The sequence below is a fragment of the Rhizobium sp. RU36D genome, from assembly GCF_900176345.1.
Taxonomy (GTDB): domain Bacteria; phylum Pseudomonadota; class Alphaproteobacteria; order Rhizobiales; family Rhizobiaceae; genus Allorhizobium.
On sequence record NZ_FWXU01000005.1, the window covers coordinates 120,611 to 146,737 of the forward strand.

Here is a 26,127-nt window from a genome sequence, read left to right on the forward strand (position 1 = left end):
CTGGCGTGCAGTCACGCCGCGTCTGTCACCCGCGCGATCGTGGTTATCGCCTCAAAGGCGGTCAGCATGTCGTCGCGGGTCATCTCGAATTGTCCGGCCTGGAAGCGGATGGCCATCCGCCCATCGACACGGGTCTGGGTGAGGTAGATGCGGCCGTCGTCGTTAATGGCGTTGACGACGGCGATGGTGTGCCGGTCGGGATCGCCCGCCGTCTCGTGACGGAAGGAGAAGAGCGACAGGATCGGTTCGCTGACGATGGAAAAATCCGGTTCGGCGCGGAGCATCTCCGCGAGTTCCACCGACCAGGCGACGTGATTGCGGATCATCGCCCGCAGGCCATCAAGCCCGTGATGGCGCATCAAGAACCAGAGCTTCAGTGCGCGGAAGCGGCGACCGAGCGGCACCGACCATTCGGAATAGTTGATCAACCCGTCATGGCCATGGGTCTTCAGATATTCCGGCTGGATCGCCAGCGCGCGGACCTGTTCCTCCGGGCGCTTGAGGAATTGCACCGAGCAATCGAACTGGGCGCCGAGCCACTTGTGGGGATTGAAGACGATCGAATCCGCCGCCTCGATGCCGTCCCAGAGGGATCGGAATTCCGGGCAGATCATCGCCGACCCGGCCCAGGCTGCATCGACATGCATATAAAGATCGTGGCGGCCGGCGATCTCGCCGATCGCCGCGATCGGATCGCAGGCGCCGATCGAGGTGCCACCGGTGCAGGCGATGATGCCGGCCGGCAGCAAGCCGGCCTCCCGGTCCGCGATGATCGCCGCCTCGAGTGCTGCCGGGTCCATGCCGTGCAGCGGCCCACTCGTCGGGATGCGCACCAGATTGGCCTCGCCGATGCCGGCGATCCAGATCGCCCGATCGATCGACGTGTGCACCTGGGTCGAGGCATAAATGCGCACCGGCGCCTCGCCGGCCAGTCCCGCACTATTGCCGGTCCAGCCGAGCGCCCTCTCGCGCATGACGAGCACGGCGGCGAGCGTCGCGGTGGAGGCTGAATCCTGAATGACGCCGGCAAAGCCCTCGGGCAGGCCGAGCGCCTGACGCAACCAGTCGGTGACGCGGGTCTCCATCTCGGTCGCCGCCGGCGAGGTCTGCCAGAGCATACATTGGGCAGCGACAGCGGTGACCAGATAATCGGCGATGACAGAGACCGGCGCGGCATTGGCGGGAAAATAGGCGAAGAAGCGCGGATGCTGCCAATGGGTCAGCCCATCCGGCACGATGCGCTCGAAATCCGCGAAGATCGCTTCCATCGTTTCGCCCTGTTCGGGTGGCGACACGGCGATCTGCCTGATGATGTCGCCCGGCTTCGTCTGCGCCCGGACCGGCCGGTCGCGCAGGCCAGCACGGTAATCGGCGCCCCAATCGGCGGCCCGATGTGACCAGTTGCGAAATTCCGTCTCATCCATGGCGTCACTCCCTTCCCTTCGCCGGCCATCCCGGCCCGCCCTTTGTCGGTGTTTGTCATCGACGGGGCAAGCCGGGTCATCAGCAACGGCGGCACCGATCAGGGGGCGATGATCGGCTGGGCCTTGAGGTCGGGCTCGCGGACGGCAGTACCAGCAAACAGGCTGCCATGCTCGAACCACGACTTCGGTGCCGGCGCGCCCCAGAGCGTCTGGCGCTGCGGATCCTTGAGGTCCCAATGGATGGGCTCAAGATCCGGATCGACCGTCTGGTAATCCGAGCAGTAGATCTCGATGCGGTGACCGTCCGGATCGAGGATGTAGAGGAAGAAGGCATTCGAAATGCCGTGACGGCCCGGACCACGCTCGATATTGGCGACCCAGCCGGTGGTCGCCATCAAGTCGAGCAGGTCGATGATATTGAGCGGCGTCGGCACCCAGAAAGCGGTGTGGTGCAGGCGCGGACCCTTACCGTTGGTGAAGGCGATGTCGTGCACACCACCCTTGCGATGGGTCCAGGCCGCCCAGAGACGACCGGTCTCCTCGTCGGCGGTGTATTCGGTGACCCGGAAGCCGATCTCGTTATAGAAGGCGACGCTTTCGTCGACATTCGGCGAGAAGCAGTTGAAGTGGTCGATGCGCAGCGGCTTCACGCCGCGATAGAGCGCATATTTCTGGTGGATCGGTGGCAGGCGGTCCATCTTCGAATAGAATTCGAGCGGCGTGCCATGCGGATCGCGGGTGCGGAAGGTGCGCGCCTGATAGGGCCGCTCGACCCATTCGACGCCAAGACCCTTGGCCTCGAAGAACTGCGCCGCTTTATCCAGCTCGGCCTCGTCATAGACCTTGAAGCCGAGATCGCGCGCCTCGGCCTTATCGGACTTGCGCAGCACGATGCAGTGATGGCCGCGTTCCTCCATGGCGCGCAGATAGATCGCGTCCGAGGTCTCGTCGGTCACCTGCAGGCCGAGTGTATCGACATAGAAGGCGCGCGAGCGGGCGAGATCGGTGACGCCGAACTCGACATGGCTCAGACGCACGATGTTGAAGGGCGGGTAGAGATTGGGTTCCGGTAGTGCCATGATGTCCTCCTCCCGCCTGCGGCTGGCACCGCAGGTCCGGGTCTTATTCTGTGGGCGATCAGCCGCCGAGCTTCTGGATGGCGTGTGGCTTGGTGGCGAAGGCGATGTTCTTGGTTTCCATGTAGAAATCGAAGGACCAGTCACCGCCGTCGCGGCCAATCCCGGAATTCTTGACGCCGCCGAACGGCGTCGGCAGGTGGCGCACATTCTCCGAATTCACCCAGATCATCCCTGCTTCGAGATGTTCGGTGAAGCGGAACGCGCGCGTGACGTCCGAGGTCCAGAGATAGCCGGTCAGGCCGTACTGGACGTCATTTGCGAGACACAGCGCCTCGGCTTCGTCCTTGAACGGGATCGCGGTGAGCACCGGGCCGAAGATCTCTTCCTGGGCGATGCGCATCTGGTTGTTGGCGCCGGTAAACAGCGTCGGCGAGACGTAGCAGCCACCGCCTGGACCATCGAACTTCGCGCCGCCGGCCGCCACCTTGGCACCCTCGGACTTGCCGATCTCGATATACTCCAGCACCTTCTTCTCGTGCACCGGATGGATCAGTGGGCCGATAACCGTTTCGGGGTCGAGCGGATGGCCAACCTTGATGCGCTTGGCCTTCTCCGCGACCAGAGCGGTGAACTTGTCGTAGACGCTGGCCTCGACCAGCAGGCGCGACGACGAGGTGCAGCGCTCGCCGTTCAGCGAATAGATCATGAAGACCGCAGCATCGGCGGCCCGTTCGAGATCGGCATCGGCAAAGACCACGACCGGGTTCTTACCGCCGAGTTCGAAATGCACGCGCTTCAGCGTATCGGCGCCCTGCTTCATGATCATCGAGCCCGTGCGGCTCTCGCCAACGAAGCCGATTGCCTTGATCAGTGGGTGCTCGGTCAAAGCCTTGCCGGCATCTTCGCCGAAGCCGTTGACGAGATTCCACACGCCCTTGGGCAGGCCCGCCTCTTCGGCGATCTCAACCAGCATACGAGCGGAGAGCGGCGAGAATTCGGCCGGCTTGTGAACAATGGTGCAGCCGCTGGCCAGCGCCGGGGCGATCTTCCAGGTCGACAGCATGAAGGGCGTGTTCCAAGGCGTAATGACGCCAACCGGACCGATCGGCACCCGCGTCGTCATGTTGACCTGGCCCGGCCCCTGCAGCGTCCTGCCGTCGCGCGCCTCGGGCGCCTTGTCGGCGAAGAAGCGGAAATTCTCGGCCCCGCGCAGGGCGGCCTTGGCCATGAACTTCAGCGACTGACCGGTGTCCATGCATTCGACGAAGGCGATTTCCTCGGCGCGGGCAACGATCGCGTCAGCAATCTTGTGCAAGAGCTTCTTGCGCTGGTCGCCAGGTATGGCCGCCCAGTCGGCGAAGGCGGCCTTGGCCGCCTTGGCGGCGCGGTCGATATCCTCGGCCTTACCGCGCGCAACCCTGGCCAGCGGCCTCAGGTCAACCGGCGAGATGGTTTCGAAGGTGGTGCCGTCAGCGGCCGCGACATCCTCACCGCCGATGCGGTTCAGGACGCCCTGCGCCTGGAAGCGGGCGAGATAGGCCTCGGCCTTCGCAATATTTTCCTGCAGTGTCGACATAGGGTTTTCCTCGGGTCACCGGCGGGCGGCGTTGTCTTTTTCGGTTTACTGGCCGCGCAGACGCGGATGGATGGCGTTCTTCTTCCAGCTGAGTTCGGCGTCGATCTCGCGGATCTCCAGAGACAGCGCGAAATGCGGCGTCGCAAGCAGAGGCGCGAGCAGCGCTGTGGCGGTGGCGAACAAGGCCTCGCCAGTGCGCTTCTTCTCCTCGGCGCTGCGACCCTGACCGATGCGCAGATTGAGGTCGACGAAGGCATTGTCCGGCAGCCGGTCGGCGATGGCGTAATGTTCGGCCCGCAGTGCCCGCACCCTAACGGCGCCGATCTCGAACAACCCGGTATCAAGCAAGGTTTCGAGCAGGGCTGCGCAGAGCCGGTCGAGATCGGCACGGCCATCGAGATTGGCCGAATATTCGACGGTCAGGTGTGGCATGTCTCCTCCGAACTTTTTATTTAACATGTTAAAGATCGGATCGAATGTCAAGTCCCCTTTTCGCCGTGTTGGCAGCGAAAAGACGACGACAGGTGAGACTGTGTCAGCCGCCGAAGCTGCCGGCCTGCGTCGGCACATGCACGTAGTTGCGGTCGAAATAGAGGAGCGCGTGGCCGTCCTTGCGGGCGCGGATGTCGAGGACCTCGCCGATGAAGATGTTGTGCGTGCCCACCAGCCGGGCCTCGGTCAGCCGGCAGTCGAAGGAGACCATGGCATCGGCGAGCGCCTGGTTCCCGGAAGGCAGGTCGATCCAGTCGGCGGCAGCGTAGCGCGCATCCATGTCGCTTTGCTGGCCAGCGAAGAACCCGGCCAGATCCCGGTGCTGGGGAGTGAGCACGTTGACGCAGAAGCGGCGGTTCTCTACGAACAAACCGGTCTGCGCCGAGCGCGCATTCATGCACACCAGAAGCGTCGGCGGCTCGTCGGTGACCGAGCACATGGCGGTGGCGGTGAACCCGCCGCGGCCGGCGGGTCCCTTTGTGGTGATGACATTGACAGGCGCGCAGACACGCGCCATGGCGTTGCGGAATTCGCTTTTCGAGACGGCGATGGTCATGGCAGCCTCACTCGGCGGCGTCGCGCAGCGGGCGCAGGTCGGTGGCCGGCCCCTGCCAGGTATCGCCAGTCCAGCCGTTTTCGTCGTAATCCGCCATGCACTGGTCGACGAGCGCTTCCATCTTCTTCAGCGTGCCGCCGCGCTCGGCGCCCTTCAGCACCTGCAGGCGCACCTCTTCCGGCGCACCGGCATAGTTCAATTCGTAGAGAGCGTGGCGCCCACCGAACTCGGTACCGGTCGCATCCCAGAGCAGCTTCATGATCTTGATGCGCTCGATATGGCTCATGTCGTTGGAGCCGCGCACATACTGGGCGAGATAGCGGTTGATCTCCGGATTCTGGAAATCCTTGGCCGAAGACGGCAGGTAGATGAGACCCGAAGCCACGGTCCGGCGCACGATATCGATGACCTTCGGATAGGCTTCCGACATGAAGGTGCGGTAGCACAGTGCCGCCTCAAGATTGGGCAGGACTGCGCCGTTCGCCCACTGGATCGGGTTGTGCGCCATGGCATTGGAAAAAGTCCAGAACTGATGGCGGATTGCGATCACTTCGCCGAGCATCGCCTGGTTGCCACGGAAGGCGTCACCACCGGTGGCGCGCAGCGCCTTGGCGAGCAGGCCGGCCAGGAAGTCCATCTTCACCGCAAGCCGGGTGCAGCCCTGGAAACAGTAGCCGTGCATGAAGCCGGACGCCGGGTGGAAGGACAGAATCTTAGCTGCATCGCGCAGAACCAGAACGTCTTCCCAGGGCACGAAGACATTGTCGAGCACCAGGATGGCGTCGTTCTCGTCGAAGCGCGACGACAGCGGATAGTCGAAGGGCTGACCCGCGCTGTTGGCGGCCTCTTCATAGGAGACACGGCAGAACATCTTGATACCAGGCGCGTTCATCGGCACGATGAACATGACCGACAGCGAGGGATCCTCGGTCACCGTCGCCGAACTCTGGGCGAGAAAGTTGTAGTGCGTCAGTGCCGAGGAGGTGGCGACGACCTTGGCACCAGAGACATAGATGCCGGCGTCGGTTTCCTTGGTGATATGGACGAATACGTCCTTCACGGCATCCGCCGGCTTGTGCCGGTCGATCGGGGGATTGACGATCGCGTGGTTCATGAACAGCACGCTGTCCTGGGCACGCTTGTGCCAAGAGAGGGCGTTGTCCTTGAACGGGCCGTACCAGTCGGCATTGGCGCCGAGCGTGTTCATCAGCGCCGCCTTGTAGTCGGCGGTGCGGCCCATCCAGCCATAGGACATGCGGGCCCAATCGGCGATCGCACCCTGCTGGGCGACTAACTCGTCCGACGACTTGGCGACCCGGAAATATTTGTGGGTATAGCCGCCCGAGCCGGTATCGGTCGGCGAGGTCAGCCGCTCCTTTGTCTTCTCGTCGTGCAGGGCGTCATACATCCGGGCGATGGAGCGGGCGGAGTTGCGCATCGAGGGATGGGTGGTGACGTCGGCGATGCGCTCGCCATTGATATAGACTTCGCGGCCGTCCCGAAGGCTGGCTAGATATTCGGCGCCGGTGAACGGACGGGTCTTGTCGCTGCGGTGATCTTCTGCTCGCATGATGGTCCTCCTCGAATGCATGACAAACGTTAAATCCGGGGACGCCGGCGCTCCATGGACAAACCAGGCAATTCGCTGGTACTTTTCCCGGCATGACCCAGAAAAACACCGTCCCAGCCTTCTTCGTCTATGGTGAGCCCAGCCGCATGCTCGATGTGGGTTTTGTCCATGTCGAGACCGTCATGGAACGGAAAAGCGTCCATTTCGGCCATGTTGCGCCGCATCAACATCCGCAACTGGGGCAGATCACCTACTGGTTCTCAGGAGGCGGAACCTATCGGATCGAAGACAGGACTTGGAATTTTTCGGCACCGACCTTGAGCTTCGTACCGTCGAGCGTGGTGCATGGGTTCACGGTAGATGAAAGTTCGGACGCAATCGTCGTGTCGATCTCCGACGACCTCCTGCGGACGCTCGAAGCCCAGGTCGATCTCGACCTGACCCGGCCCCGCCTGATCGCTGGAACCGCAGACGATCCGGCCTGGGAACGGCTCGACGTGCTGATCCGGATGGTGGCGGACGAGTATAGGACGGCGACCGCGGCAAGCCCAAGGCTGATCTCGGGCCTGATCGGCGTTGTGCTGTCGCAGATCGCAAAGCTCGGCGGTGGCCACGGGCTGGACGAGGCTGTCCCCGGACGGCTGCTCGCGGTGGCCCTGCGCCGGGCGATCGACCGGCACTACCGCGAGGACTGGCCGGTCTCGCGGTATGTCGAGCTGCTGGCGTCCACGCCGCACCTCGTCGACAAGGCAGCGCGCGAGACCTTCGGCCAGACGGTCAAGGACATGCTGATGGAACGGCGGCTGCTGGAGGCCAAGCGTCTGCTGATGTTCACCATTCGGCCGGTCGAAGACATCGGCCGCGAGATCGGCTTCGAGGATCCGGCTTACTTCTCGCGATTTTTCCGCAGGCGGACGGGAGAAGCGCCGGCGGCATGGCGCCGCCGGCAGGTCGAACCGGGAGGTTGATCCGGTTCTCAGGGAGCGAGGGCATTGATGGGCGGAATGCGGCCCGCCCAGGGACGCGCCGCTTCCAACTGGGTGGCGAGCGACAGCAGCAGATCCTCGCGGCCGAAGCCGGCAGCGAAATGCGACCCGATCGGCAGGCCTTCGGCCGACCAGTAGAGCGGGACCGACATCGCCGGCTGGCCGCTGGCGTTGAACAGCGAGGTGAAGGGCGAGAAGCTGTGGAAGCGCTCGATCAGGTCGCCGAAGCTGTTGCTGTCATCCATGTCGAAGCTGCCGAGTGTCTGCGGCGGCTTAGCGAGCGTGGGCGTCAGCAACACGTCGTAACGGGTGAGCAAATGGGCCATCTGGCGCCCGAAGGCGTGGATCCAGTCGACCGAGGCGGCATAGGTCGCCCCGTCGATCGATCCCTTTTCGCGAAGGATGATCCGGGTGCGGGCCTCAAGCCCCGCCTCGTCGACGGGACTGCCCGCCATTTGGCCGAGGAAGCGCAGAAGGCTTTTCGTCTGCGCCCCGATGACGTTGAAGACGACATCATAGTATTCCATCGCATCGACCGGCAGTGTAGTGTCCTCGACGACATGGCCGAGATCGCGGCAGAGCGAGGCCGCATCCTCGACGGCGGCGATGCAGTCCGGCGCCGTGCGGAACGGTGGCAGGTCGCGCACCAGGCCGATCCTCAGGCTCTTCGGGGGTATCCCGCTCGCCGACAACAAGCTCTTCTCGTCGTGCGGCGCGGCATAGGGCGCGCCCAGATCCATGCCGCTCAGATGGTCGAGCATGGCGGCACTGTCGCGCACCGAGATCGACAGCACATTGGTGCAACCCATGCCAGCCCAACCCTCGCCGATCGCCGGGCCCATCGGAACGCGGCCACGGCTTGGCTTGAGCCCGAAGATGCCGCAACAGGAGGCAGGAACGCGGATCGAACCGCCACCATCATTGCCGAGCGCGAAGGGAACGGCACGGGCTGCGACCATCGCCGCCGACCCGCCACTGGAGCCGCCGGCGACATGGTCCAGCGACCAGGGATTGGCGGTACGGCCGAAGGCGCGGGATTCGGTCGTGTAGGAAGTGCCGAATTCCGGGGAGGTCGTGGTACCCAAAATGCTGACGCCGGTTGCCTTCAGCCGTTTCACGACCTCCGCATCGAAGGGCGCGAGGGCATCTCCGGTGACCAGCGAGCCGTTGCTCATGCGGGCACCCTGGAGCGGCAGGAAGAGATCCTTGACCAGCGTTGGCACGCCGGCGAAAGCGCCTTGCGCGACGGTGCCGTCCATCGCCTCGATGGCCCGATCGCACAGATCGTCGACGATGGCGTTCAGCGCCGGATTGACCTTGCGGATGCGGTCCTGCGCCTGCACGGCCGCTTCCCGGGCAGAAAGATGACCCTTGCGGACGAGATCGGCAGTCGCGAGACCGTCGGGCAGATGCGTATCTTTGACGAATGCGTTCATGTTCGGCTCCTCAGGTTGTCGGGCAGCAGGGCGGGGTGGGGCCGCCCTGCAAGAGCGCGTTTCAATTTTTCGTTTCAATGGGTTGGGGCGTGCCGCTTGGCACCGCCGGCCAGCCGGACGACGACCCAGGCTGCTGCCACGACCAGCATCACGGTGGCCCAGGCATTGATCGCCGCACCGAGGCCCATCGGCATACCGCCGAAACCCTGGGCGATCGCGATGATGATCAGCGGGCTGGCGAACTGACCGAGATAGAGGCAGGAGGTGAAACCGCCGACGCCTCGGGCACGGAACCGGGCGGGCAGCTTCATCAGCAGCGGCAGCATCAGGTTCGGCACCAGATAGCCGACGCCGAGACCATGGATGACCACCGCGACCAGGACTGTCTGGAAACTCGTCGCCTGGGTCAAAAGCAGAAGGCCGACGGCGATCAGGGCCATCATCCAGGCATTGGTGCCGGCGATGCCGATGCGATTTCGCGTGGCCGGCCAGGCGATTGATCCGACCAGGGTAGCGAGCAGACCGATCCCTGTGCAAAGTCCGATCATCGCAGTCGAGGTGACGCCGAGGGCGACCAGAATGCCAGGCGCCATGACCGGCACGACGAAGGCGGCGACCATGCCCATGAAGACCATGAGATAGGAGAGGCCGACGGTCGTCCAGATTTCGCCCTTCGAGAAGGCGCTGGTCTCGGCATCGATCTCGACGCGCCGCGCCGGTTCCCACAACAGCTTGACCAGGAAGGGCAGGAGTAGCAGCGGCAGGAGATAGAGGTAGAACGGCGTGCGCCACGAGGATTCGCCCGCCGCGCCGCCTATGACGAAGAAGATCGATCCGACGATGCCGATGGTGACCACCTGGCGGTTGACGTATTTCGATCGCTCCTCCCCGATCCAGTAGTCGGCGATCAACGTCGTGCAGCAGGTCATCAGGATGGCTTCGGCACAGCCGAACAGCAGGCGAACCAGCAGGATCGAATTGAGATCGTGCAGAAAGGCCGGCAGGCAGCCGAGGATGGCGTAGAGCAAGGTACCGATGAGCAGCATCGCCTTGCGCCCGAAGCGATCGGCAAGGACACCTGCAATCGGGGCAAAAAGCGCAATCGAGAGCGCCGGGCCAGTGGCGACCAGCGGCACCAGTTCGGCCGCCTGGGGCGAGGAGGTGCCGAATTCGGCGCCGAGTTTCGGCAGGATCGGGGCCACCATGACCGCACCCATGACGGTGAGGCTGCTGGCGAGCTGGATCATCAGGCCCTGGACGGGACCAGCGGCTGGTGTGGTGGGAAGGGCTTGGCTCATGACCTCACCCCTCAGAACGACATGCCGATACGGATGGCGACGTTGTAGCCTTCCGCACGGTTCTCTGCGCCGAATTCCTTGTAGGCATGCACCGATACGACCGGCTTGCCAGGGTCGAAGAAGCTGATCGCCGGCCCAAGCGCAAAGACCCTGCCGCGATTGCCATCACCCGATCGTGGACCCGTGTCGTCCGTGAGCTGCTGGTAGGCATAACCGCCGACACCAAGTGTCCAGGGGCCGAAGTGTTGTCCCACCGCAAACTCCTGCAGATATTCGACCCCGCTCTGGTATTTCGTATCCGGATTTTCGGTGTTGAAGCTCAGCTGAGCCCGCGATGAAACCTCGAAGCCGCCATCGCTGATCCAGGTCATCCCCACGGTCGGCGCAATGGTCCAGTGGTTGACCCCTGCATTGAAGGGATTGTTGACGTCGTAGTGACCGGTTGGCGCCTGGATCTGCAGGGACGCGTTGACGAAGAGGTTCGGCGGCGCGTTCCATTGCAGCATGATCGGTAGGAGCTGAATATCGCCGATGGCAAAGTCGTCGCCGGCAATCGGGATACCACCAACAGGCGTACGGACCGTCAGCGAGCCATCGATGTCGATTACCGGCAGGATGGCGCCGAAGCCTAAGCTGGCATTGAACAACTCGGCTTCAGTCATTTTTATATAGGCGAGCGCATAGCTCTTGACCGTCAGGTCGAAGTTGTTGTTCACCTCGTTGCCATTGCCGTCCCTCTGGACGGTCGCGCTGTAATAGCTGGCGCGCACCCCGACGGTGCCGACCGGCGTGGCGGGCGGTAGCATGCCGGCGCTGAAATCGAGGACGCCAAAGGGCGTGATCGTAGCGCCGTTCTCGGTCGCCAGGGCAATCGACGGGAGCGCCAGGGCGCAAAGGAGGCTTGCACCGGCGGCAAGGCCGCGGGCGCAGTGCAGGCTGCGTGCTGTCATGTTCTAGTTCCCCAATATGGTCTCTAATGAACCAATGGGGGCAGTCTAGGCAGGGGATTTAACCTTCCGTTATCCGGAATCGCTACGGCCGCCTTTAAATTGCCGCGACTGTGACAGCCTAGCGGGTCTGACCGTCACCGAAGGAAGCTCGCCGAACTGCCGGCGATAGTCGGCTGTGAACCGGCTCCAGTGCCAGAAGCCCCAGCGCGCGGCAACGTCACCGATCGACACCTGGCGGCCGGAGAGACGGGCGTCGCGCAATTCGCTGCGGACACCGTGGAGCCGCGCGGCTCGGATCATCTGGGTCGCCGTGACCCCGTAGGACAGCTGGAAACAGTTTTGCAGATGGGCGCGGCTGATCGACAGCCTGCGGCAGATCTCGGCGAGATTGGGCGCCTCTGACGGATCCTTGAGCATCAGGTAGCGCACCTGGTCGGCGAGTTGCTTGCGGGGGGTGTCCTCGGCCAGAGTGACCAGCACCGACTCCGCCAGCCCGGCGAGCAGCGTTTCGAGAAGGGTATCCTCCAGCGCCTCGCGGCTGGCGGCATGCACCAGGATCGACGGCTGACGCTCGACCTCCTCGAAGATCGACAGCAGGAGGGCGCAGAGCGCCAGCCGATGCTGTTCGGGGATGGAAAAGCGCTCGAGCCGCCAAACATGTTCGGCGAGCCGCAGGTAACCGGCCTCAATCACACGGATGGTAAACCAGCGGCGACTGAAAGCCACGCAGATGAGGTCGAGCCGCGTCGGCGTGCGCAGTTCTGGCAGGTTGTTGCCATCCGACAGCAGCGTGGCTCCGGCCGGCAGTTGATGACCGCCGAGCCAGCCCTGGCCCGATGCATCGAGTGGCAGGCTGAGCACGATCGAATCCGGCCAACTCGCACCGCGCTTGATCAGCGCCTGGTTGGTGCGCTCGCGGATAATCTGGAAATGGTCGAGCTGCAATTCGCAGGTGATGCCGTCGAACGCGCCCGCCGACAGCTGGACGCATTCCAGCCGCCAGCCGCGCAGCTGCCGGCCGTGTTCGAGCACGTCATTTGAGCGTATACTGCAGGTTTCGGACGGCCTTTCCTGATTTTGCCCATCCTTCGACATCGTTCACACTCCCCAGCCCCCTCTGGAAGAAAGTAAACAGGTTAATCAACATCATGTAAATCGTCGTGTCTGCCATTATGTTGAAATGCTTTGGGGCCTGACGCCGGCTCATCCCTTCCGAGCAAGTCAGGCCAACCAGATTTAATTCCACGGCAGAGATGCCCCAACCCTCGTTCAATCGTCGCAGAAGGTTCTAGCCGACGTTTGCGCTGCCCGCAGCGGGGCAATCCCGCCGCGACGGTGGTCTAATTTTGCACCACCGCTCTCACCACCTTCGTGAGATGGCACGACGAGATTGATCTCGTCGTCGAGCACCGCTGTTTCATTGGCTGTAGCGATCTTTGTAAGATGCGCGGAGCGCCGCTTTTTGCACTTTGCCCATGGTGTTGCGAGGCAGCTCATCCAACAGAATGAATTCCCTCGGCTGCTTGAACCGCGCCAGGTTTTCGGACGCGGTTCGGCTGATCGCGGCGAGATCCGGCTCCTGGCCGGGCTTGGCCACGATGAAGGCCAGCACAGCCTCACCAAAATCTGGATGCGGGACGCCGATAACGGCACTTTCCAAAACAGCGGGCTGCTCATCGAGCAGTGCTTCGATTTCACGCGGATAGATGTTCAGACCGCCTGATATAATGAGGTCCTTGGCTCTCCCCACGATCTGGACGTAACCGTCCTCATCAATACGTCCTATATCGCCTGTTATGAAGAACCCGTTGTCGCGCAGTTCCGCCTTGGTTTTCTCCGGCATTCCCCAATAGCCCTTGAAGACGTTGGGGCCCCGCACTTCGATCATGCCGGATTGGCCGTTCGGCAGCACGGCACCCGTTTCCGGATCGGTGATCAGCAGGTCGACGTCCGGCAATGGGAAGCCGACCGTGCCCGCGCGGCGCTCGCCGTGATAGGGGTTCGACACGGACATGTTGGTTTCGGTCATCCCATAGCGTTCCAGGATCCGATGGCCCGTCCGGGCCTCGAACTCCACATGGGTTTCGGCCAGCAGAGGAGCGGAGCCCGAAACGAAGAGCCGCATATGCGAGACGAGTTCGCGGTTGAAGCGGGGGTCGGCAAGCAGACGGGTGTAAAAGGTCGGAACACCCATCAGCACGCTTGCTTGCGGCATCAGTCGCAGCATGGCCGCCAGATCGAACTTGGGCAGGAAGATCATGGAGGCTTTTGCCATCAGCGTGACATTACAGGCGACGAACAGTCCATGGGTGTGGAAGATCGGCAGCGCATGCAAGAGAACGTCGCTGCTGTCGAAATGCCAGAGTTCGGCCAGGGTCCGTGAATTCGACAATAGATTTGCGTGGCTCAGCATTGCCCCCTTTGAGCGCCCCGTGGTTCCGGAGGTGTAGAGCAGCGCGGCCAGATCGTCGTCAGCCCGATCGACAACAGAAAATGTCGAGGGCTGTCTTTCAGCCCGCTCGGACAGCGTCCCCTTCCCCGCCGCATCGAGCGTCAGAACAACCGCACCGCTACCGGCACGCTGTTGCAGCCCATCCGCCATGTCGGGGCCGCAAACAACCACGCGGGCACCACTGTCAGAGATGAAATAGTCGAGTTCCGTCAGCGTGTAGGCGGTGTTAAGCGGCAACAGCACGACGCCTGCCATGACGCAGGCGGCATAGAGCGCGAGCGCCTCCGGCGTCTTTTCCACCTGGACGGCCAGACGATCGCCTGGCGTCAAGCCGGCATCAACAAGCGCATTTGCCTGCCGCGCAGCCAAGGCGTGAAAATCACGATATCGAAGCGTCTCTCCGTCTGCCTTGACGAGAAAGGTCCGATCGCTGTCGCGGCCGGAGGAAAAAAGCGCGTCGTAAAGAGGGTTAGGCATCTCGGAGAACCTCGACTGACTGGAATGACTGGGCAAGGCCATGCACCTGCGGTGCGGCAGCGACCTGTCGTTGATTTGCAAAGCTTTCGTGGTTTTGTTCAAGTCTGGAAAGATCGTAAAGATAGTTCGTCATGACTCCAGCACTTTCCTTCATGCCGCGCCGGGACAGGTCGGCACCCACGTTGACCGCATGAACCAGAGCACCATTGCCAAGGTGGAACCTCGCGACCGGATCGTAGTGATGTCCATCCGGCCGACGTGCAGCGGTCAGGTAATGGGCGGCGGCAGCGGTCAACTGGCCCTCCGAGAGCCGATCAGGCTCAAGACCCTGCGCCTGAAGCCAACGGCAGAACAAGGGGATGGGCGAAAGCGTGGAAAAGGTCGAAAGCCCCGGCAGTTCGGCCGTGAGATCATTCACCACCTGCTTGATCAGGGAATTGCCGAAGGAGATACCGGCAAGTCCCGCCTGGCAGTTGGAAATGGAATAGAACATCGCCGTGTCAGCCCGATGCGCTGGCAGAGGCTGCCGCTGATCGGACAGCAGCGACTGGATCGAACGCGCGATCCCCTTCGTCAAGGCTACTTCCACAAAGATCAGAGGCTCGTCAGGCATAGCCGGATGAAAGAAGGCAAAGCAACGACGGTCTTCCGGCTCCACGCGCCGGCGCAACTCGTCCCAGGAAGAAATGGCATGCACCGCCTCGTAGCGGATGATTTTTTCCAAGATGTGCGCCGGGCTTTCCCAACTGATACGCCGCAGCACCAGGAAACCGCGATTGAACCAACTGGCAAACAGGTGGCTGAAATCGCAGTCGATACGAAAGGTGGCGGAGTCAGGATCAACAAGCCGCAGAAGATCGGCTCGCATGTCCACCAGTTGTGGTGTCGCACCCGGCACCCTGTTCAATCGACGTGCCAGCTCCTGGCGACGCGGTTCGGCGGCCTTCAGGAAGGCGTCGTAGGTCCCACGGTCTGGTTTGATGCGAAAGGCGTCGAGGCTCTTTCCCAGCTCGGCGTGATTGATATCCAGGCGATCCGCAAGGACGGTGAAGAACTCGCGCTTTGCCTCATCATTCATGGCCGCGTATCCGTCGAGGATGCGCTTTGCGGTCATCAATCCCGTGATCTCTCCCTTCGACGACAGCAACTCCTCCATCAGTTGCGGCAGTTCTCTGCTGTCAGGAAAAGCCGATACCGGCCCCTTCATGGATCGGCGAAAGACCAGGTCGAGCACATCAGACAGAACACTCATCGTGGCGCTCCCGCATGGAAAGAGTGGCGGAGCCGGATGCAAGACACGCGATAAACGCCACCAACCTGTCGGTCGTCAGCAGATAGCGTCGGCGGCATGATAGCGTCTCGCGTCATGATCCGGCATTCACGGTAAGAGGCCGGGCACCTGGCGCAGGATATCTGCCCAGAGCGCATATCCACCTGCATTCAGGTGAATGAAATCGGACTGATAATAGCGCCCCATCGGCCTTCCGTTTTCACCGATCAGGCCGGCAGATACATCGATGAAAGACGCTTGTCCGCTCTCGCTGCACCAGGCCTTGGTCAGCGCGTTGTAGCCATCCACCTCGTCGGCATAGATCCAGCGGGTCGGGCTCTGCTTGGTGCCAAGCACGAAAACCTTCGCATCCGGCAATCCCTGCCGGATATCGCCAAGCAGCGCCTTGAGGTGCTCGAAGGTCGTCTGTCCCGTCAGGCCATCATTGGCGATGTCGTTCTCACCGAAATAGAGCACGATCTTCTCGGGCTGGAGCGGCGTAAGCAGCTTGGGCAGATAATGGCGGCCGGACAGGTTCGTACCGCCGCCAAAACCGAGATTGACGATGTCGAGGCACTGCAGGTCCTGCTGCATCGTGCCCCAGAGCCGGAAAGACGAGGAGCCATAGAACGCGATTGGCCGCTTGGGCAGCGGTCCCCGCTGCAACCGCGCGAGAATACCAACGATGTCATCCTCGAAGCGGTTGGTCGCGAGCGGGGTTGGAAAATCAAACATGCAATGCCTCCTGAATTTTCATGTCTTCGGCTCGATGACAGGCGCTGTAGCGGCCATTTGCCGTTGGTCGCAACAGGGGCACGCTGCTTGCGCAGACGTCAACGGCCATGGGACAACGCGTCCGGAACGCACAACCCGATGGCAGGTTGATCGGGCTCGGCGGATCGCCTTCTAGCGGGGCACGTTGCCGGCGGTCGGACGGACGCGGGCGCGGCACGGATTCCAGCAGGCCGACGGTATAGGGATGCTGTGGCGCATTCAAAACGGCGGCGGTTTCACCCGTCTCGACGATGCGACCGAGATACATGACGGCGATCCGGTTGCTGATGTGCGATACGACGCCGATATCATGCGAGATGAAGAGCAGCGCGAGATTCATCTCATCGCGAAGATCACAGAGAAGATTGATGACCTGCGCCCGGATCGAAACATCGAGCGCGGAGACCGGCTCATCGGCAACGACAAGGCGCGGGCGCGTGGCAAGCGCCCGGGCAATGCCAAGCCTCTGTCTCTGCCCGCCGGAGAGTTCATGCGGGTAGCGTTTCGCCTGATCCGGCCGTAGCCCCACCTTGGAGAGGAGTTGCAGCACATGCTCCCGCCGTTCTGATGACGTACCGATCCGAAAATTGTCGAGCGGTTCACGCACGATGGCTTCTGCCGTCCAGCGTGGATCGAGCGAGGCGGACGGATCCTGGAAAATCATCTGCACGGAGCGACGCGCCGCATGCAGGTCGCGTCGACCCATCCGGCCGAGATCACTCCCGAGCAGTTGGACCTTTCCGCTGTCGGGCCGATCAAGCCCCATAACCATTCGGCCAAGAGTGGACTTCCCACAGCCGCTTTCCCCGACAAGCGCCACCGTCTCACCCGGTGCAATCGACAAGGAGACGTCATTGACCGCGTGAACGGTCTGGCCCTTGCCGGTTCGAAAATGCCGCACGAGGTTTGCGGCGACCAGGACATCGGTATTGTCACTCATGCGGGCATGTCCACTGGAAGGTTTGTGGCGCCATAGGCCACGGGCTGGTCGCAACGACTGGCGTGCGCATTGGCCAGTTCACGCCAGTCCGGCGTGCGCTGATGACAACTCTGCGCGGCAAATCGACAACGATCAACGAAGCTGCATCCCTTGGGGAGCATTGAGAAGCTGGGTACGTTTCCCGGGATTTCCTCCAGGCGTCCACGGCTCGGTTCACCCGGCACGAATTCGGCCGTGGCCCGCAACAGTCCGGCAGTGTAGCCATGCGACGGATTTTCGAAGATCGCATGCACGGGACCCCGTTCAACCAGCGACCCGGCATACATCACGGCCACATCATCGGCGATCTCGGCGACGACGCCGAGATCATGGGTAATGAAGATGATGGCGGTGCCGAACTCCCGCTGGAGTTCCGAGAGAAGCCAGAGGATCTGCGCCTGTACCGTTACGTCAAGTGCTGTCGTCGGTTCATCGGCGATCAGCAGACGCGGCCGGCAGATCAGCGCCATGGCAATCATGATGCGCTGGCGCATGCCGCCGGAAAGCTGATGCGGATAGGCATTCATGCGACGGGCAGCATCAGGAATGCGCACGCGCTGCAATACCTCCATGACGCGTGCATTGGCAGCGCCTGTGCTCATTTTCTCATGCAGCAGCAGGGCTTCGCGCAACTGGTATCCGATGGTCAGCGCCGGATTGAGCGACGACATGGGATCCTGGAAGATCATCGCCATCAGCGACCCGCGCAGGCGCGAGAGTTCCTTTTCGTCGCAAGCCAGAAGGTCGATACCATCGAGGCGCATCGTTGACGCCTCGACAAGGGCACTGCCGGGTTTGTGCAAGCCCATGATCGACGTCGCGGTCACGCTCTTGCCCGAACCGGACTCTCCGACGAGGCAGAGCGTTTTGCCAGCGTCGAGATCGAAGGACACGTCACGCACGGCGCGGATTGCGCCCCCGGGGCCGAAACCGACACTGAGGTTACGAACGCTGAGGAATGGTTCGGCGGTCATGACGCCCTCCTTGCCGCAAGGCGCGGATCGAAGCGGTCACGCAGCTTGTCGCCGAGAATGTTGATGGATAGCACCATGATCGACAATAGCAGACCGGGGAATGCGATGATCCAGGGTGCGAGACGAAAATACTCCTTGCCGCTGGCAATCACGTTGCCCCAGCTGGGAACATCAGGCGGCGTGCCGACCCCAAGGAAGCTTAGCGCCGCTTCGGACAGGATCGCGGCCGCGCAGACATAGGTTGCCTGGACACTGAGCATGCCAATCGCATTCGGCACGATATGCCGCAGCAGGATTTTAGACGTCGACGAACCCACGGAAATCGCTGCGGTGATGAATGGCAGTTCGCGGATGCTCAGCACCACGCTGCGCATCAGCCGCGCGGTACGCGGTATCTCCGGTACGGAGATGGCAATGATCACAGTGACGAGTCCGCCGCCCAGCACAGAGACGAGCGCAATCGCCAGCAGGATGCCGGGAATTGCCATGAGCCCATCGGCCAGCCGCATGACGATGCGATCCACCCAATTGAAATAACCGGCGACCACGCCGAGCGTTCCTCCGATCACCAGCACGACGATGGCCGTGCAAAGTCCGACCGCCACGGAATTTCGCGCACCGGAAATGGTCCGAACGAAGACGTCGCGGCCCAGATTGTCGGTACCGAACCAGGCGGTGGCACTTGGCGGTTTCAAGCGCATCATGGGATTGAGATCGTTGCCCGGGCCAAGCAGCATCGGTCCGAATACGGCCATCAGGATGACGACGGCCAGTGCGAGCAGGCTGAGCGAGACGGCAATTCCCGGATACTCCCGCTTTGGCCTGGTGACGGTCTGGGATGATAATGTCGTCATTGGCGCACCCGCGGATCAAAGAGGGCATAGGACAGGTCGACGAGCAGGTTGACGACAATCAGGACGAAGGAGAAGACGATGAGGACACCCTGAACCACGGGATAGTCACGCGTCAGGATCGCATCGACGGTCAGCCGGCCCATGCCGGGAATGTTGAACACCGATTCCGTGATCACCACCCCACCCAGAAGTGCTGCAAAGCTGGTGCCGATAACGGTAACGACGGGAACGCCGATGTTCTTGAGCGCATGCACGAGCAGGATGCGCGGGTTGCTGGCACCTTTTGCCCGGGCCGTGCGGATGTAGTCCTCGGCCAGGACCTCCAGCATGGTGGCGCGTGTGATCCGCGCCACGAGCGCCGAGAAGAGGAAGGCAAGCGTGATCGACGGCAGGGTGATGCTGCGCAGACAGTTCAGCAAGCCGGACGACAGAGGTTTGTAGCCCTGAACGGGCAACCATCCGGCACGGAGCGCAAACAGGTCCACCAGCACATAGCCGATGACGAAGACCGGCACGGAAAAGCCGACGACCGAGGCGACGATCAGGAAGGTATCCACGGCGGAGCCCGCGCGCCATGCGCCCCAGACGCCCATCGGCACGGCAATCAGAACCGATAAAACCAGTGTCGAAAGCGCGAGCACCGCGGTCGGCTCCACGCGCTGCGCGATCAGATCGACCACCGGGAAGCCGGAATAGACCGACTGGCCAAGATCAAGCCGCCCGACGCTCGACAGATAAAGAAACAGCTGCTCGTAAAGCGGCCGGTCGAGGAACAAGCGCTCGCGGATACTTTCTATCTGGTCGGGAGTGGCATTCTCCCCGGCAATGAGGGCAGCAGGATCCCCCGGTCCGATATGCAAGAGAAGAAAGACCGTGACCAGGACGATCAACGCGATGGGTATGACCGACAAAAGCCGCCGGACGACGAAATTGGACATGCATGCCTCCCGAGAACCGCAGGCGCCACCCTCTCTGAGGTGACGCCTGCAGCTTCATGTCACTGCTTCTTTTCGATGTTCCAGTAGACCTGCAGCGGGCTTTCGATCATGCCGGAGAGAGACTTGCTCCATCCCGATACGCCGTAATACTGGCCCATCGGAATGAAGGTGACGATCTCGTTGGCCCGTTCCTGGATCTTCACGGCAGCCTCTTTGCGCGAAGCCTGATCACCGGAGAGAAGGAACGCCTTCCAACGAGCCTGCAATTCCTCATCGCAAGGCCAGCCGACAAAAGCCTTCTCACACGCCCCGGTCACATAGGGGTTCGTGAGGGGATCCATCATGGCATCGCCGCCAAAGGCCGTCAGGAACATGTTCCAGCCGCCTTCTGCCGGAGTGCCCTTGTTGTTGCGACGGGAGAACATGGTGGCAAGGTCCATCTGCCGATCATCGACCGTGAAACCTGCGTTGCGAAGCGCCTGCACGAGAACCGTGCCCATGTCGCGCTGGAACACCTGGTCGGTGGGATGCAGGAAGGTGATCGGCGTTCCGTCATAGCCGGCTTCCTTCAACAGAGCCTTGGCCTTTTCGGGATCGGACTTCATGTAGCGATCGCTGTTCACGTCGGTCTCGTATGGCGCTCCGCACATGAAGATAGCAGCGCAAAGCTTGTAGAGGTCGGTGCGATCACCCAGCAGTGTCGCCATGAAATCCTGCTGGTTCAGAGCCAGTTGCACCGCCTGGCGGACCTTTATGTTGTCAAGCGGCGGTTGGGTATGGTTGAGAACGATCTGCAGGCTCTTGCCCAGAAGCGGCTTGGTCGAGACCGTGAACTCTTCCTCGCCTTCAACAAGGGCGAGCTGATCATAGGGGACTTCGGTGACGAAGTCGATTTCGCCGGCGAGGAGTGCATTCAGCGCGCTGGTATCATCGGGAATGGTGATGCGCTCGATCCGGTCAACTTTCGCCACTTTTCCGCCCGCCAGATTGCTTGGCGGCTCGGCGCGCGGCACGTAGTCGGCGAATTTCTCGACCACGAATTTCACGCCCGGCTGCCACTCGACCAGCTTGAACGGACCGGACCCAACGAGTTCCGGCAGCTTTTCGCCGATCGGTGTCTTGGCGATGCGCTCCGGCATGATGAAGAGCGGATAGGCCGTCATGCGGCCGAGCCCGTTGAGAAGCTGCGAGAAGGGCTCCTTCAGGCTGATACGGAACGAGGTCTCGCCGGTCGCTTCGATCTTGTCGAGGCGCTTGGCAATTTCCTGGCCGAGGCTGTCCTTGCCCATCCAGCGATTGACGGATGCGATGACATCGGCAGCCTTGACCGGCGCGCCGTCATGGAACTTCAGGCCGCCGCGCAATGTGAAGTCATAGACTTTGCCATCGGCGCTGGTCGTGAAGGTATCGACCATCTGAGGCTTGACCTCGAAATTGGCGTCCATGGCAAACAGCGTATCCCACAACAGATAGGACATGTCGCGCATCGGGTAGTTGGTGCTCAGCAGTGGATCCATCTGCTGAATGTCGCCGACGTCTCTGAGGCGCAGGACACTCTCAGCGTGAGCGGCCATAGCCATACCCATCGACAGCACAGTGGCTGCCGTCAGTGTTTTCATGAGCTTAGATATCATTTTCAACTCCTCCCAAAACTCCAGTTGGCTGGGTTGTCCAGCCGATTGCATGCGATAGAAAGTCAATGCTAGAATTAGCTAGCCCATATCGCGTACAATTGTCAATCTCGTGTATACACGAAACATGCTTAGGTATGCTTACATGAATATAGCCTCAAATACCGCCCCGTCGCTGCGTGACCGCATCGAGGAGGCTATCGTCTCAGGAACATTGCGACCGGGAGATCGGTTGGAAGAGCAAAGCCTTGCTGAAACCTACGGGGTTTCACGCACACCCGTGCGCGAGGCGCTCAGGCAGTTGCAGGAGGCCGGCCTTGTTGAAATCAAGCCGCGTCGCGGTGCTGCCGTGACCGTGGTCGGACCGGCGGAGCTCATTCACATGTTCGAGGTGATGGGTGGACTAGAGGCCATGGCGGGGCGGCTTGCGGCACGCCGTCTCGACGAAGCATGCAAACGAGAGTTGCTCTCTTGTCATGAAGCCTGCCGCGCCGCCGTAACGCAGGGATCAGACGCCTACTACTACGAAAACGAGCGGTTCCACATGGCCATCTATCGGGCGAGCGGCAATCCGTTTCTGGAAGAGCAGGCTCGCGCACTCCATCGACGCCTGAAGCCCTATCGTCGCATTCAGTTACGCTCGCTCAACCGCATCGAGCAATCATTTGCCGAGCACGACAAGATCGTGAAGGCAATCATCAGCGGCCATGCAACCGAGGCGGAACAGGCGCTGTGGGATCACATCACAATCCAGGCGGATCGTTTTCACGACTTCCTCGCGGGTCTGGCACGCGACCAATAAATGGCAGGTGTGCGCTCTTGGAGACAATCGAACCATCCACGTGATGGTACGATAGCTTACCTACCAAGGACAGCTAGAGTCGGTGCAATTTTCTTGCTTTCAGGAATGGCTGGTATGGCGACGGCTGGGTCGATCTGTTGATGAGCCGTCGCGCTGATGGCCGCTACCAAGAGTTCCGACCAGCATCGCTCTTGTCCAAGGTCGTAGCGGCAAAAGGTATTTATACTTGCTCCCTGGCAAAGGTGAGAGCAGTTCAACTCGGCCGGCGCTTGTCTGCAAGATCTGACGCGGCGCACCGAACGCCGTGTGACCTTATCATTGAAGCCGTTGTCGGCCGCTATGCGTATCCCGTTGGCGGCGCCATCTGGGCCTGGAATGAAACGCATGTCGAGACCAGGCCGATAACTGAAGTCGGGGAGCATCGAGAGCGGGTCGGTTACGCGCTCAAGATATGGAGACCGATATCACCTGGCTCAATGACTGATCATCCACGGTCTCGACGAAGGAAATGTTTTTGATCCGTCGGCACGATAGATGGCCTTGGAGGGCTTGCTGCCGCTGCAGCAGGAGCAGCCCGGGCCGTGGCCGAGGGATTTCGAGGTTTTCGGTGCGTGGGCCGAGCGTTCATTGGTGGCGATCGCCTTGCGTGTTGCGCCGTCCAAAATGGCGAAGAACGGCGTGGTAAAGAAGGCGCGGGGGGACATTGTCCCGCATGCGGGGCAGGCGCAGGGCTCCGCCGACTGTGCCATCGGCCGCGTTTCGCTGAAGCCTCCGCATTCAGGGCAGTTGTAGTCGTAGTTCGGCATGGATGATCACCTTGTGATAGGACGTATGCGAGGTGATAGGGCGGAGACGCTTCTCCGCCCCGGCTCCTCGTCACAGATCGGGGGCGAGCGGGATATCGATCGAGCCGTCGAGAAACTTCTTCGGCCCTTCGGCCCCTGGCGTCATGTCGAATTCGAAGATGTCGAGCGGCAGCCACAGCGTCGCGCAGGCATTGGGGATGTCGACCACGCCGGAAATGTGCCCCTGCACAGGCGCAGTCCCGAGGATCGCATAGGCCTGGGCTCGGGTATAACCGAACTTCGTCATGTATTCGATCGCGTTGAGGCAGGCCTGCCGATAGGCGATGTGGACATCGAGATAGTGCTGCTTGCCGCCTTCATCGACGGAGATGCCTTCGAAAATCAGGTAGTCGTCGTATTTGGGGGTGATCGGCGAAGGCTTGAAGATGGGGTTCTTGATACCGTATTTGGCCATGCCGCCCTTGATCAGGCTGACCTTCAGATGGAGCCAGCCGGCCATTTCGATGGCACCGCAGAAGGTGATTTCGCCATCGCCCTGGCTGAAGTGCAGGTCGCCCATGGAGAGGCCGGCACCATCGACATAAACAGGGAAATAGATCTTGGATCCGCGCGACAGATCCTTGATGTCGCAATTGCCACCGTGCTCGCGGGGCGGAACCGTGCGTGCGCCCTCGGCGGCAGCCTTGTCCCGCGCCTCTCCCTTCAACTGGCCCATATGCGCCGATTTTGTGTTCGGCAGTTCGCAAAGCGGCGGAACGCGCGTTGGATTGGTGGCCTTCAGCGCCTTTTCGCGCTCGTTCCACATGTCGAGCATCTTGCGATCTGGCAGGCAGCCGATCAGGCCGGGATGGATGAGGCCCGCATATTTCACGCCGGGAACATGGCGGGATGACGTGAACATGCCATGGAAATCCCAGATGGATTTCTGTGCCTGCGGGAAATGCTCCGTCAGGAAGCCGCCGCCATTCTGCTTGGAAAAGAAGCCGTTGAAGCCCCAGAGCGAGTCCTGCTTGGCGCCGATGTCGAGGATGTCGACCACCAGCAGGTCGCCCGGCTCGGCACCCTTCACGCCGATCGGACCGGAGAGATAGTGTACCTGCTCAAGCTCGACGTCGCGGACGTCGGACGCGTCATTGTCGTTCTTGATCTGGCCGCCGGTCCAATCATAGGTCTCGATCTTGAAATCGTCACCCGGCTCCACCCAGACCGCCATCGGAATGTCGGGATGCCAGCGGTTGTGGATCTTCTCGTTGGTATGCGGCGAGGTGCTAAGGTCCACCTCGATCAATGTTTCCGTCATCGCAGATACTCCTTCCTTGGTTGTGGCGATTGATGTGTCCGTTGCCGTCAGACGGACAGGAAGCTGGCGACTTTCTGTTCGTCGATGCCCTGGCGTGCACTCTCGTGGACGATCTCGCCCTTCTCGATGACCAGCACGCGGTCGGCCATGTCGAGCGCGAAGCTCAGCACCTGTTCGGAAACCAGGATCGAAAGGCCCATCTCATCGCGAATGCGGCAAAGCGTCCTGGCCATTTCCTTGATGATGGAGGGCTGAATACCCTCGGTCGGTTCGTCCAGGAGCAAGACCTTCGGTTTGGAGGCGAGCGCACGGGCGATGGCGAGTTGCTGCTGCTGACCGCCGGAGAGATTGCCGCCCCGGCGGCTCTTCATCTCAAGCAGGACAGGGAACAGTTCGTAGATGTGATCCGGGACGGAGGTTTCGCCGGTCACCGTGAGCCCCGTCTCAATATTCTCCTTCACCGTCATGGCCGAGAAGATCATGCGGCCCTGCGGCACATAGGCGAGGCCGGCGGCGACCCGGCGATAGCTCTCGATGCCCTCCACCTCAGTCCCTCCGATGCGGATCACGCCCCTGGTTGAGGGAACGATGCCCATCAGGGACTTCATCAGCGTGGTCTTGCCCATGCCGTTGCGGCCCATGATGGCAACGATCTCGCCCGGTTTGAGCGCGAAATCCAGTCCGTGGATCACTTCGCTCTGGCCATAGGAAACGTGGAGGTTTTCGACTGCGAGCATGACGGTCTCCTAATGGCCGAGATAGACTTCAATGACTTTTGGGTCGTTCTTGACGCGCTCCATGGAGCCCTCCGACAGAACCTTGCCCTGGTGCAGGACCGTCACGCGGTGGGCGATGTCCTCGACGAACTTCATGTCGTGCTCGATGACGATCACCGACTGGTTGCGGATGATGGTGTTGAGCAGTTCGGCGGTCTTGATGCGTTCGGCCACGCTCATCCCGGCCACCGGCTCATCCAGCATCAGCAGCTTGGGGCTCTGGATCAGCAGCATGCCGATCTCGAGCCACTGTTTCTGGCCGTGGCTGAGGATCGCCGCTTCCGTGTTCAGGTGGTCCTTCAGGAAGATCAGTTCCGCGACTTCCTCGACGCGGTTTCTGACCTCTGCGTCCCGACGGAAGAACAGCGCGCCGAAAACATCACGTCCGCGGGGGAAGGAAAGTTCCAGGTTCTCGAAGACCGTGAGGTCCTCATAGATCGATGGATTCTGGAACTTGCGGCCGACACCGGCATGCACGATTTCATGCTCGCGCATGCCCGTCAGTTCCTTGCCCTTGAACTGGATGGACCCTTCCGTTGCCTTGGTGCGCCCGCAGATCAGGTCCAGCACCGTGGTCTTGCCGGCGCCGTTCGGGCCGATGATCACGCGGATCTCGTTTTCGTCGACGTAGAATGAGAGATCGTTGACCGCCTTGAAGCCGTCAAAGGAGACGGTGAGTTTTTCGACGCTGAGCAGAAAGTCCTTCTGTGGCTCTGTAACCAGCATG

The 26,127-nt window shown here is 61.7% G+C and carries 24 protein-coding genes; 2 read left to right on the forward strand and 22 right to left on the reverse strand.

Translation table 11 applies throughout. The features are described 5' to 3' along the window. Positions 1-11: 11 nt before the first annotated feature. The 6 genes from B9A97_RS08290 to B9A97_RS08315 all read right to left on the reverse strand — a co-directional run bounded on the left by B9A97_RS08290 (position 12) and on the right by B9A97_RS08315 (position 6,697). Complete coding sequence (locus B9A97_RS08290; protein WP_084364653.1) at positions 12-1,424, reverse strand: pyridoxal phosphate-dependent decarboxylase family protein; 1,413 nt, start codon at positions 1,422-1,424, stop codon at positions 12-14. 98 nt (positions 1,425-1,522) lie between these two features. Beyond that, entirely contained in the window at positions 1,523-2,503 is a 981-nt protein-coding gene (gene hpaD / locus B9A97_RS08295; RefSeq protein ID WP_084364655.1) for a 3,4-dihydroxyphenylacetate 2,3-dioxygenase, read from the reverse strand. Positions 2,504-2,561: 58 nt separating this feature from the next. Next, on the reverse strand, positions 2,562-4,079 hold the full coding sequence (gene hpaE, locus B9A97_RS08300; RefSeq protein ID WP_084364657.1) for a 5-carboxymethyl-2-hydroxymuconate semialdehyde dehydrogenase: 1,518 nt from the start codon (positions 4,077-4,079) through the stop codon (positions 2,562-2,564). Between the two features lie 45 nt (positions 4,080-4,124). Further along, the gene (locus tag B9A97_RS08305) at positions 4,125-4,511 is read right to left on the reverse strand and encodes a 5-carboxymethyl-2-hydroxymuconate Delta-isomerase (protein ID WP_084364659.1); all 387 of its coding nucleotides are present in this window, start codon (positions 4,509-4,511) and stop codon (positions 4,125-4,127) included. A gap of 103 nt (positions 4,512-4,614) precedes the next feature. Beyond that, the gene (locus tag B9A97_RS08310) at positions 4,615-5,127 is read right to left on the reverse strand and encodes a flavin reductase (RefSeq protein ID WP_084364661.1); all 513 of its coding nucleotides are present in this window, start codon (positions 5,125-5,127) and stop codon (positions 4,615-4,617) included. A gap of 7 nt (positions 5,128-5,134) precedes the next feature. Then, entirely contained in the window at positions 5,135-6,697 is a 1,563-nt protein-coding gene (locus B9A97_RS08315) for a 4-hydroxyphenylacetate 3-hydroxylase N-terminal domain-containing protein (protein WP_084364663.1), read from the reverse strand. 92 nt (positions 6,698-6,789) lie between these two features. Between B9A97_RS08315 and B9A97_RS08320 the strand changes: the two genes are divergently transcribed. After that, entirely contained in the window at positions 6,790-7,665 is an 876-nt protein-coding gene (locus tag B9A97_RS08320) for a helix-turn-helix domain-containing protein (protein WP_084364665.1), read from the forward strand. An 8-nt stretch (positions 7,666-7,673) separates the two neighbouring features. Here the strand turns inward: B9A97_RS08320 and B9A97_RS08325 are convergent, their stop codons facing one another. The 12 genes from B9A97_RS08325 to B9A97_RS08380 all read right to left on the reverse strand — a co-directional run bounded on the left by B9A97_RS08325 (position 7,674) and on the right by B9A97_RS08380 (position 21,719). Beyond that, positions 7,674-9,119 (reverse strand): amidase, encoded by a 1,446-nt coding sequence (locus tag B9A97_RS08325; RefSeq protein ID WP_084364667.1) that lies wholly within the window; start codon positions 9,117-9,119, stop codon positions 7,674-7,676. Between the two features lie 74 nt (positions 9,120-9,193). After that, positions 9,194-10,417, reverse strand: a complete 1,224-nt coding sequence (locus B9A97_RS08330) for an MFS transporter (protein ID WP_084364670.1) — start codon at positions 10,415-10,417, stop codon at positions 9,194-9,196. An 11-nt stretch (positions 10,418-10,428) separates the two neighbouring features. After that, entirely contained in the window at positions 10,429-11,367 is a 939-nt protein-coding gene (locus B9A97_RS08335; protein ID WP_084364672.1) for a SphA family protein, read from the reverse strand. A gap of 69 nt (positions 11,368-11,436) precedes the next feature. After that, positions 11,437-12,462 (reverse strand): helix-turn-helix domain-containing protein, encoded by a 1,026-nt coding sequence (locus tag B9A97_RS08340; protein ID WP_084364674.1) that lies wholly within the window; start codon positions 12,460-12,462, stop codon positions 11,437-11,439. A gap of 322 nt (positions 12,463-12,784) precedes the next feature. After that, positions 12,785-14,296 carry a malonate--CoA ligase gene (locus B9A97_RS08345; protein ID WP_084364676.1) on the reverse strand — a complete coding sequence of 504 codons (1,512 nt, stop codon included), beginning with the start codon at positions 14,294-14,296 and terminating at the stop codon, positions 12,785-12,787. Continuing rightward, positions 14,289-15,548, reverse strand: coding sequence for a malonyl-CoA decarboxylase domain-containing protein (locus tag B9A97_RS08350; protein ID WP_084364678.1), 1,260 nt, complete (start codon positions 15,546-15,548; stop codon positions 14,289-14,291). Before B9A97_RS08350 ends, B9A97_RS08345 begins: the two co-directional genes overlap by 8 nt. A gap of 126 nt (positions 15,549-15,674) precedes the next feature. Continuing rightward, on the reverse strand, positions 15,675-16,301 hold the full coding sequence (locus B9A97_RS08355; RefSeq protein ID WP_084364680.1) for a GDSL-type esterase/lipase family protein: 627 nt from the start codon (positions 16,299-16,301) through the stop codon (positions 15,675-15,677). Continuing rightward, entirely contained in the window at positions 16,294-17,280 is a 987-nt protein-coding gene (locus B9A97_RS08360) for an ABC transporter ATP-binding protein (protein WP_084364682.1), read from the reverse strand. The genes B9A97_RS08355 and B9A97_RS08360 overlap by 8 nt, the downstream gene beginning before the upstream one ends. Continuing rightward, positions 17,277-18,293 carry an ABC transporter ATP-binding protein gene (locus tag B9A97_RS08365; RefSeq protein WP_084364684.1) on the reverse strand — a complete coding sequence of 339 codons (1,017 nt, stop codon included), beginning with the start codon at positions 18,291-18,293 and terminating at the stop codon, positions 17,277-17,279. The genes B9A97_RS08360 and B9A97_RS08365 overlap by 4 nt, the downstream gene beginning before the upstream one ends. Beyond that, on the reverse strand, positions 18,290-19,147 hold the full coding sequence (locus B9A97_RS08370) for an ABC transporter permease (protein WP_084364686.1): 858 nt from the start codon (positions 19,145-19,147) through the stop codon (positions 18,290-18,292). Before B9A97_RS08370 ends, B9A97_RS08365 begins: the two co-directional genes overlap by 4 nt. After that, on the reverse strand, positions 19,144-20,085 hold the full coding sequence (locus B9A97_RS08375; protein WP_084364688.1) for an ABC transporter permease: 942 nt from the start codon (positions 20,083-20,085) through the stop codon (positions 19,144-19,146). Before B9A97_RS08375 ends, B9A97_RS08370 begins: the two co-directional genes overlap by 4 nt. A gap of 59 nt (positions 20,086-20,144) precedes the next feature. Further along, positions 20,145-21,719, reverse strand: coding sequence for an ABC transporter substrate-binding protein (locus B9A97_RS08380; RefSeq protein WP_179145248.1), 1,575 nt, complete (start codon positions 21,717-21,719; stop codon positions 20,145-20,147). A 142-nt stretch (positions 21,720-21,861) separates the two neighbouring features. Here B9A97_RS08380 and B9A97_RS08385 point away from each other — a divergent pair, with 142 nt between their 5' ends. Beyond that, a complete protein-coding gene (locus B9A97_RS08385) occupies positions 21,862-22,518 on the forward strand; it encodes a GntR family transcriptional regulator (protein WP_084364692.1) in 657 nt (218 codons plus the stop codon). Between the two features lie 473 nt (positions 22,519-22,991). Here B9A97_RS08385 and B9A97_RS08390 read toward each other — a convergent pair whose 3' ends face one another. From B9A97_RS08390 to urtD, 4 genes are all read right to left on the reverse strand, one after another. Then, positions 22,992-23,324 (reverse strand): FmdB family zinc ribbon protein, encoded by a 333-nt coding sequence (locus B9A97_RS08390; protein ID WP_084364694.1) that lies wholly within the window; start codon positions 23,322-23,324, stop codon positions 22,992-22,994. A 70-nt stretch (positions 23,325-23,394) separates the two neighbouring features. Then, positions 23,395-24,624, reverse strand: coding sequence for a formamidase (gene fmdA, locus B9A97_RS08395; protein ID WP_084364696.1), 1,230 nt, complete (start codon positions 24,622-24,624; stop codon positions 23,395-23,397). A gap of 47 nt (positions 24,625-24,671) precedes the next feature. Then, a complete protein-coding gene (urtE, locus tag B9A97_RS08400) occupies positions 24,672-25,361 on the reverse strand; it encodes an urea ABC transporter ATP-binding subunit UrtE (protein WP_084364698.1) in 690 nt (229 codons plus the stop codon). Between the two features lie 9 nt (positions 25,362-25,370). Further along, positions 25,371-26,126 (reverse strand): urea ABC transporter ATP-binding protein UrtD, encoded by a 756-nt coding sequence (gene urtD / locus B9A97_RS08405; RefSeq protein WP_084364700.1) that lies wholly within the window; start codon positions 26,124-26,126, stop codon positions 25,371-25,373. Position 26,127: the final 1 nt, after the last annotated feature.

Excerpts from the sequence above, each read along its gene's own strand:
- B9A97_RS08380 (WP_179145248.1), bottom strand. The coding sequence starts at position 21,719 with ATGATATCTAAGCTCATGAAAACACTGACGGCAGCCACTGTGCTGTCG.
- B9A97_RS08340 (WP_084364674.1), bottom strand. The coding sequence starts at position 12,462 with ATGTCGAAGGATGGGCAAAATCAGGAAAGGCCGTCCGAAACCTGCAGT.
- B9A97_RS08360 (WP_084364682.1), bottom strand. The coding sequence starts at position 17,280 with ATGAGTGACAATACCGATGTCCTGGTCGCCGCAAACCTCGTGCGGCAT.
- B9A97_RS08375 (WP_084364688.1), bottom strand. The coding sequence starts at position 20,085 with ATGTCCAATTTCGTCGTCCGGCGGCTTTTGTCGGTCATACCCATCGCG.
- B9A97_RS08335 (WP_084364672.1), bottom strand. The coding sequence starts at position 11,367 with ATGACAGCACGCAGCCTGCACTGCGCCCGCGGCCTTGCCGCCGGTGCA.
- hpaD (WP_084364655.1), bottom strand. The coding sequence starts at position 2,503 with ATGGCACTACCGGAACCCAATCTCTACCCGCCCTTCAACATCGTGCGT.
- B9A97_RS08370 (WP_084364686.1), bottom strand. The coding sequence starts at position 19,147 with ATGACGACATTATCATCCCAGACCGTCACCAGGCCAAAGCGGGAGTAT.
- B9A97_RS08315 (WP_084364663.1), bottom strand. The coding sequence starts at position 6,697 with ATGCGAGCAGAAGATCACCGCAGCGACAAGACCCGTCCGTTCACCGGC.
- B9A97_RS08320 (WP_084364665.1), top strand. The coding sequence starts at position 6,790 with ATGACCCAGAAAAACACCGTCCCAGCCTTCTTCGTCTATGGTGAGCCC.
- B9A97_RS08355 (WP_084364680.1), bottom strand. The coding sequence starts at position 16,301 with ATGTTTGATTTTCCAACCCCGCTCGCGACCAACCGCTTCGAGGATGAC.
- B9A97_RS08385 (WP_084364692.1), top strand. The coding sequence starts at position 21,862 with ATGAATATAGCCTCAAATACCGCCCCGTCGCTGCGTGACCGCATCGAG.
- B9A97_RS08390 (WP_084364694.1), bottom strand. The coding sequence starts at position 23,324 with ATGCCGAACTACGACTACAACTGCCCTGAATGCGGAGGCTTCAGCGAA.
- B9A97_RS08290 (WP_084364653.1), bottom strand. The coding sequence starts at position 1,424 with ATGGATGAGACGGAATTTCGCAACTGGTCACATCGGGCCGCCGATTGG.
- B9A97_RS08345 (WP_084364676.1), bottom strand. The coding sequence starts at position 14,296 with ATGCCTAACCCTCTTTACGACGCGCTTTTTTCCTCCGGCCGCGACAGC.
- hpaE (WP_084364657.1), bottom strand. The coding sequence starts at position 4,079 with ATGTCGACACTGCAGGAAAATATTGCGAAGGCCGAGGCCTATCTCGCC.
- fmdA (WP_084364696.1), bottom strand. The coding sequence starts at position 24,624 with ATGACGGAAACATTGATCGAGGTGGACCTTAGCACCTCGCCGCATACC.
- B9A97_RS08325 (WP_084364667.1), bottom strand. The coding sequence starts at position 9,119 with ATGAACGCATTCGTCAAAGATACGCATCTGCCCGACGGTCTCGCGACT.
- B9A97_RS08330 (WP_084364670.1), bottom strand. The coding sequence starts at position 10,417 with ATGAGCCAAGCCCTTCCCACCACACCAGCCGCTGGTCCCGTCCAGGGC.
- B9A97_RS08310 (WP_084364661.1), bottom strand. The coding sequence starts at position 5,127 with ATGACCATCGCCGTCTCGAAAAGCGAATTCCGCAACGCCATGGCGCGT.
- B9A97_RS08350 (WP_084364678.1), bottom strand. The coding sequence starts at position 15,548 with ATGAGTGTTCTGTCTGATGTGCTCGACCTGGTCTTTCGCCGATCCATG.
- B9A97_RS08365 (WP_084364684.1), bottom strand. The coding sequence starts at position 18,293 with ATGACCGCCGAACCATTCCTCAGCGTTCGTAACCTCAGTGTCGGTTTC.
- B9A97_RS08305 (WP_084364659.1), bottom strand. The coding sequence starts at position 4,511 with ATGCCACACCTGACCGTCGAATATTCGGCCAATCTCGATGGCCGTGCC.
- urtE (WP_084364698.1), bottom strand. The coding sequence starts at position 25,361 with ATGCTCGCAGTCGAAAACCTCCACGTTTCCTATGGCCAGAGCGAAGTG.
- urtD (WP_084364700.1), bottom strand. The coding sequence starts at position 26,126 with ATGCTGGTTACAGAGCCACAGAAGGACTTTCTGCTCAGCGTCGAAAAA.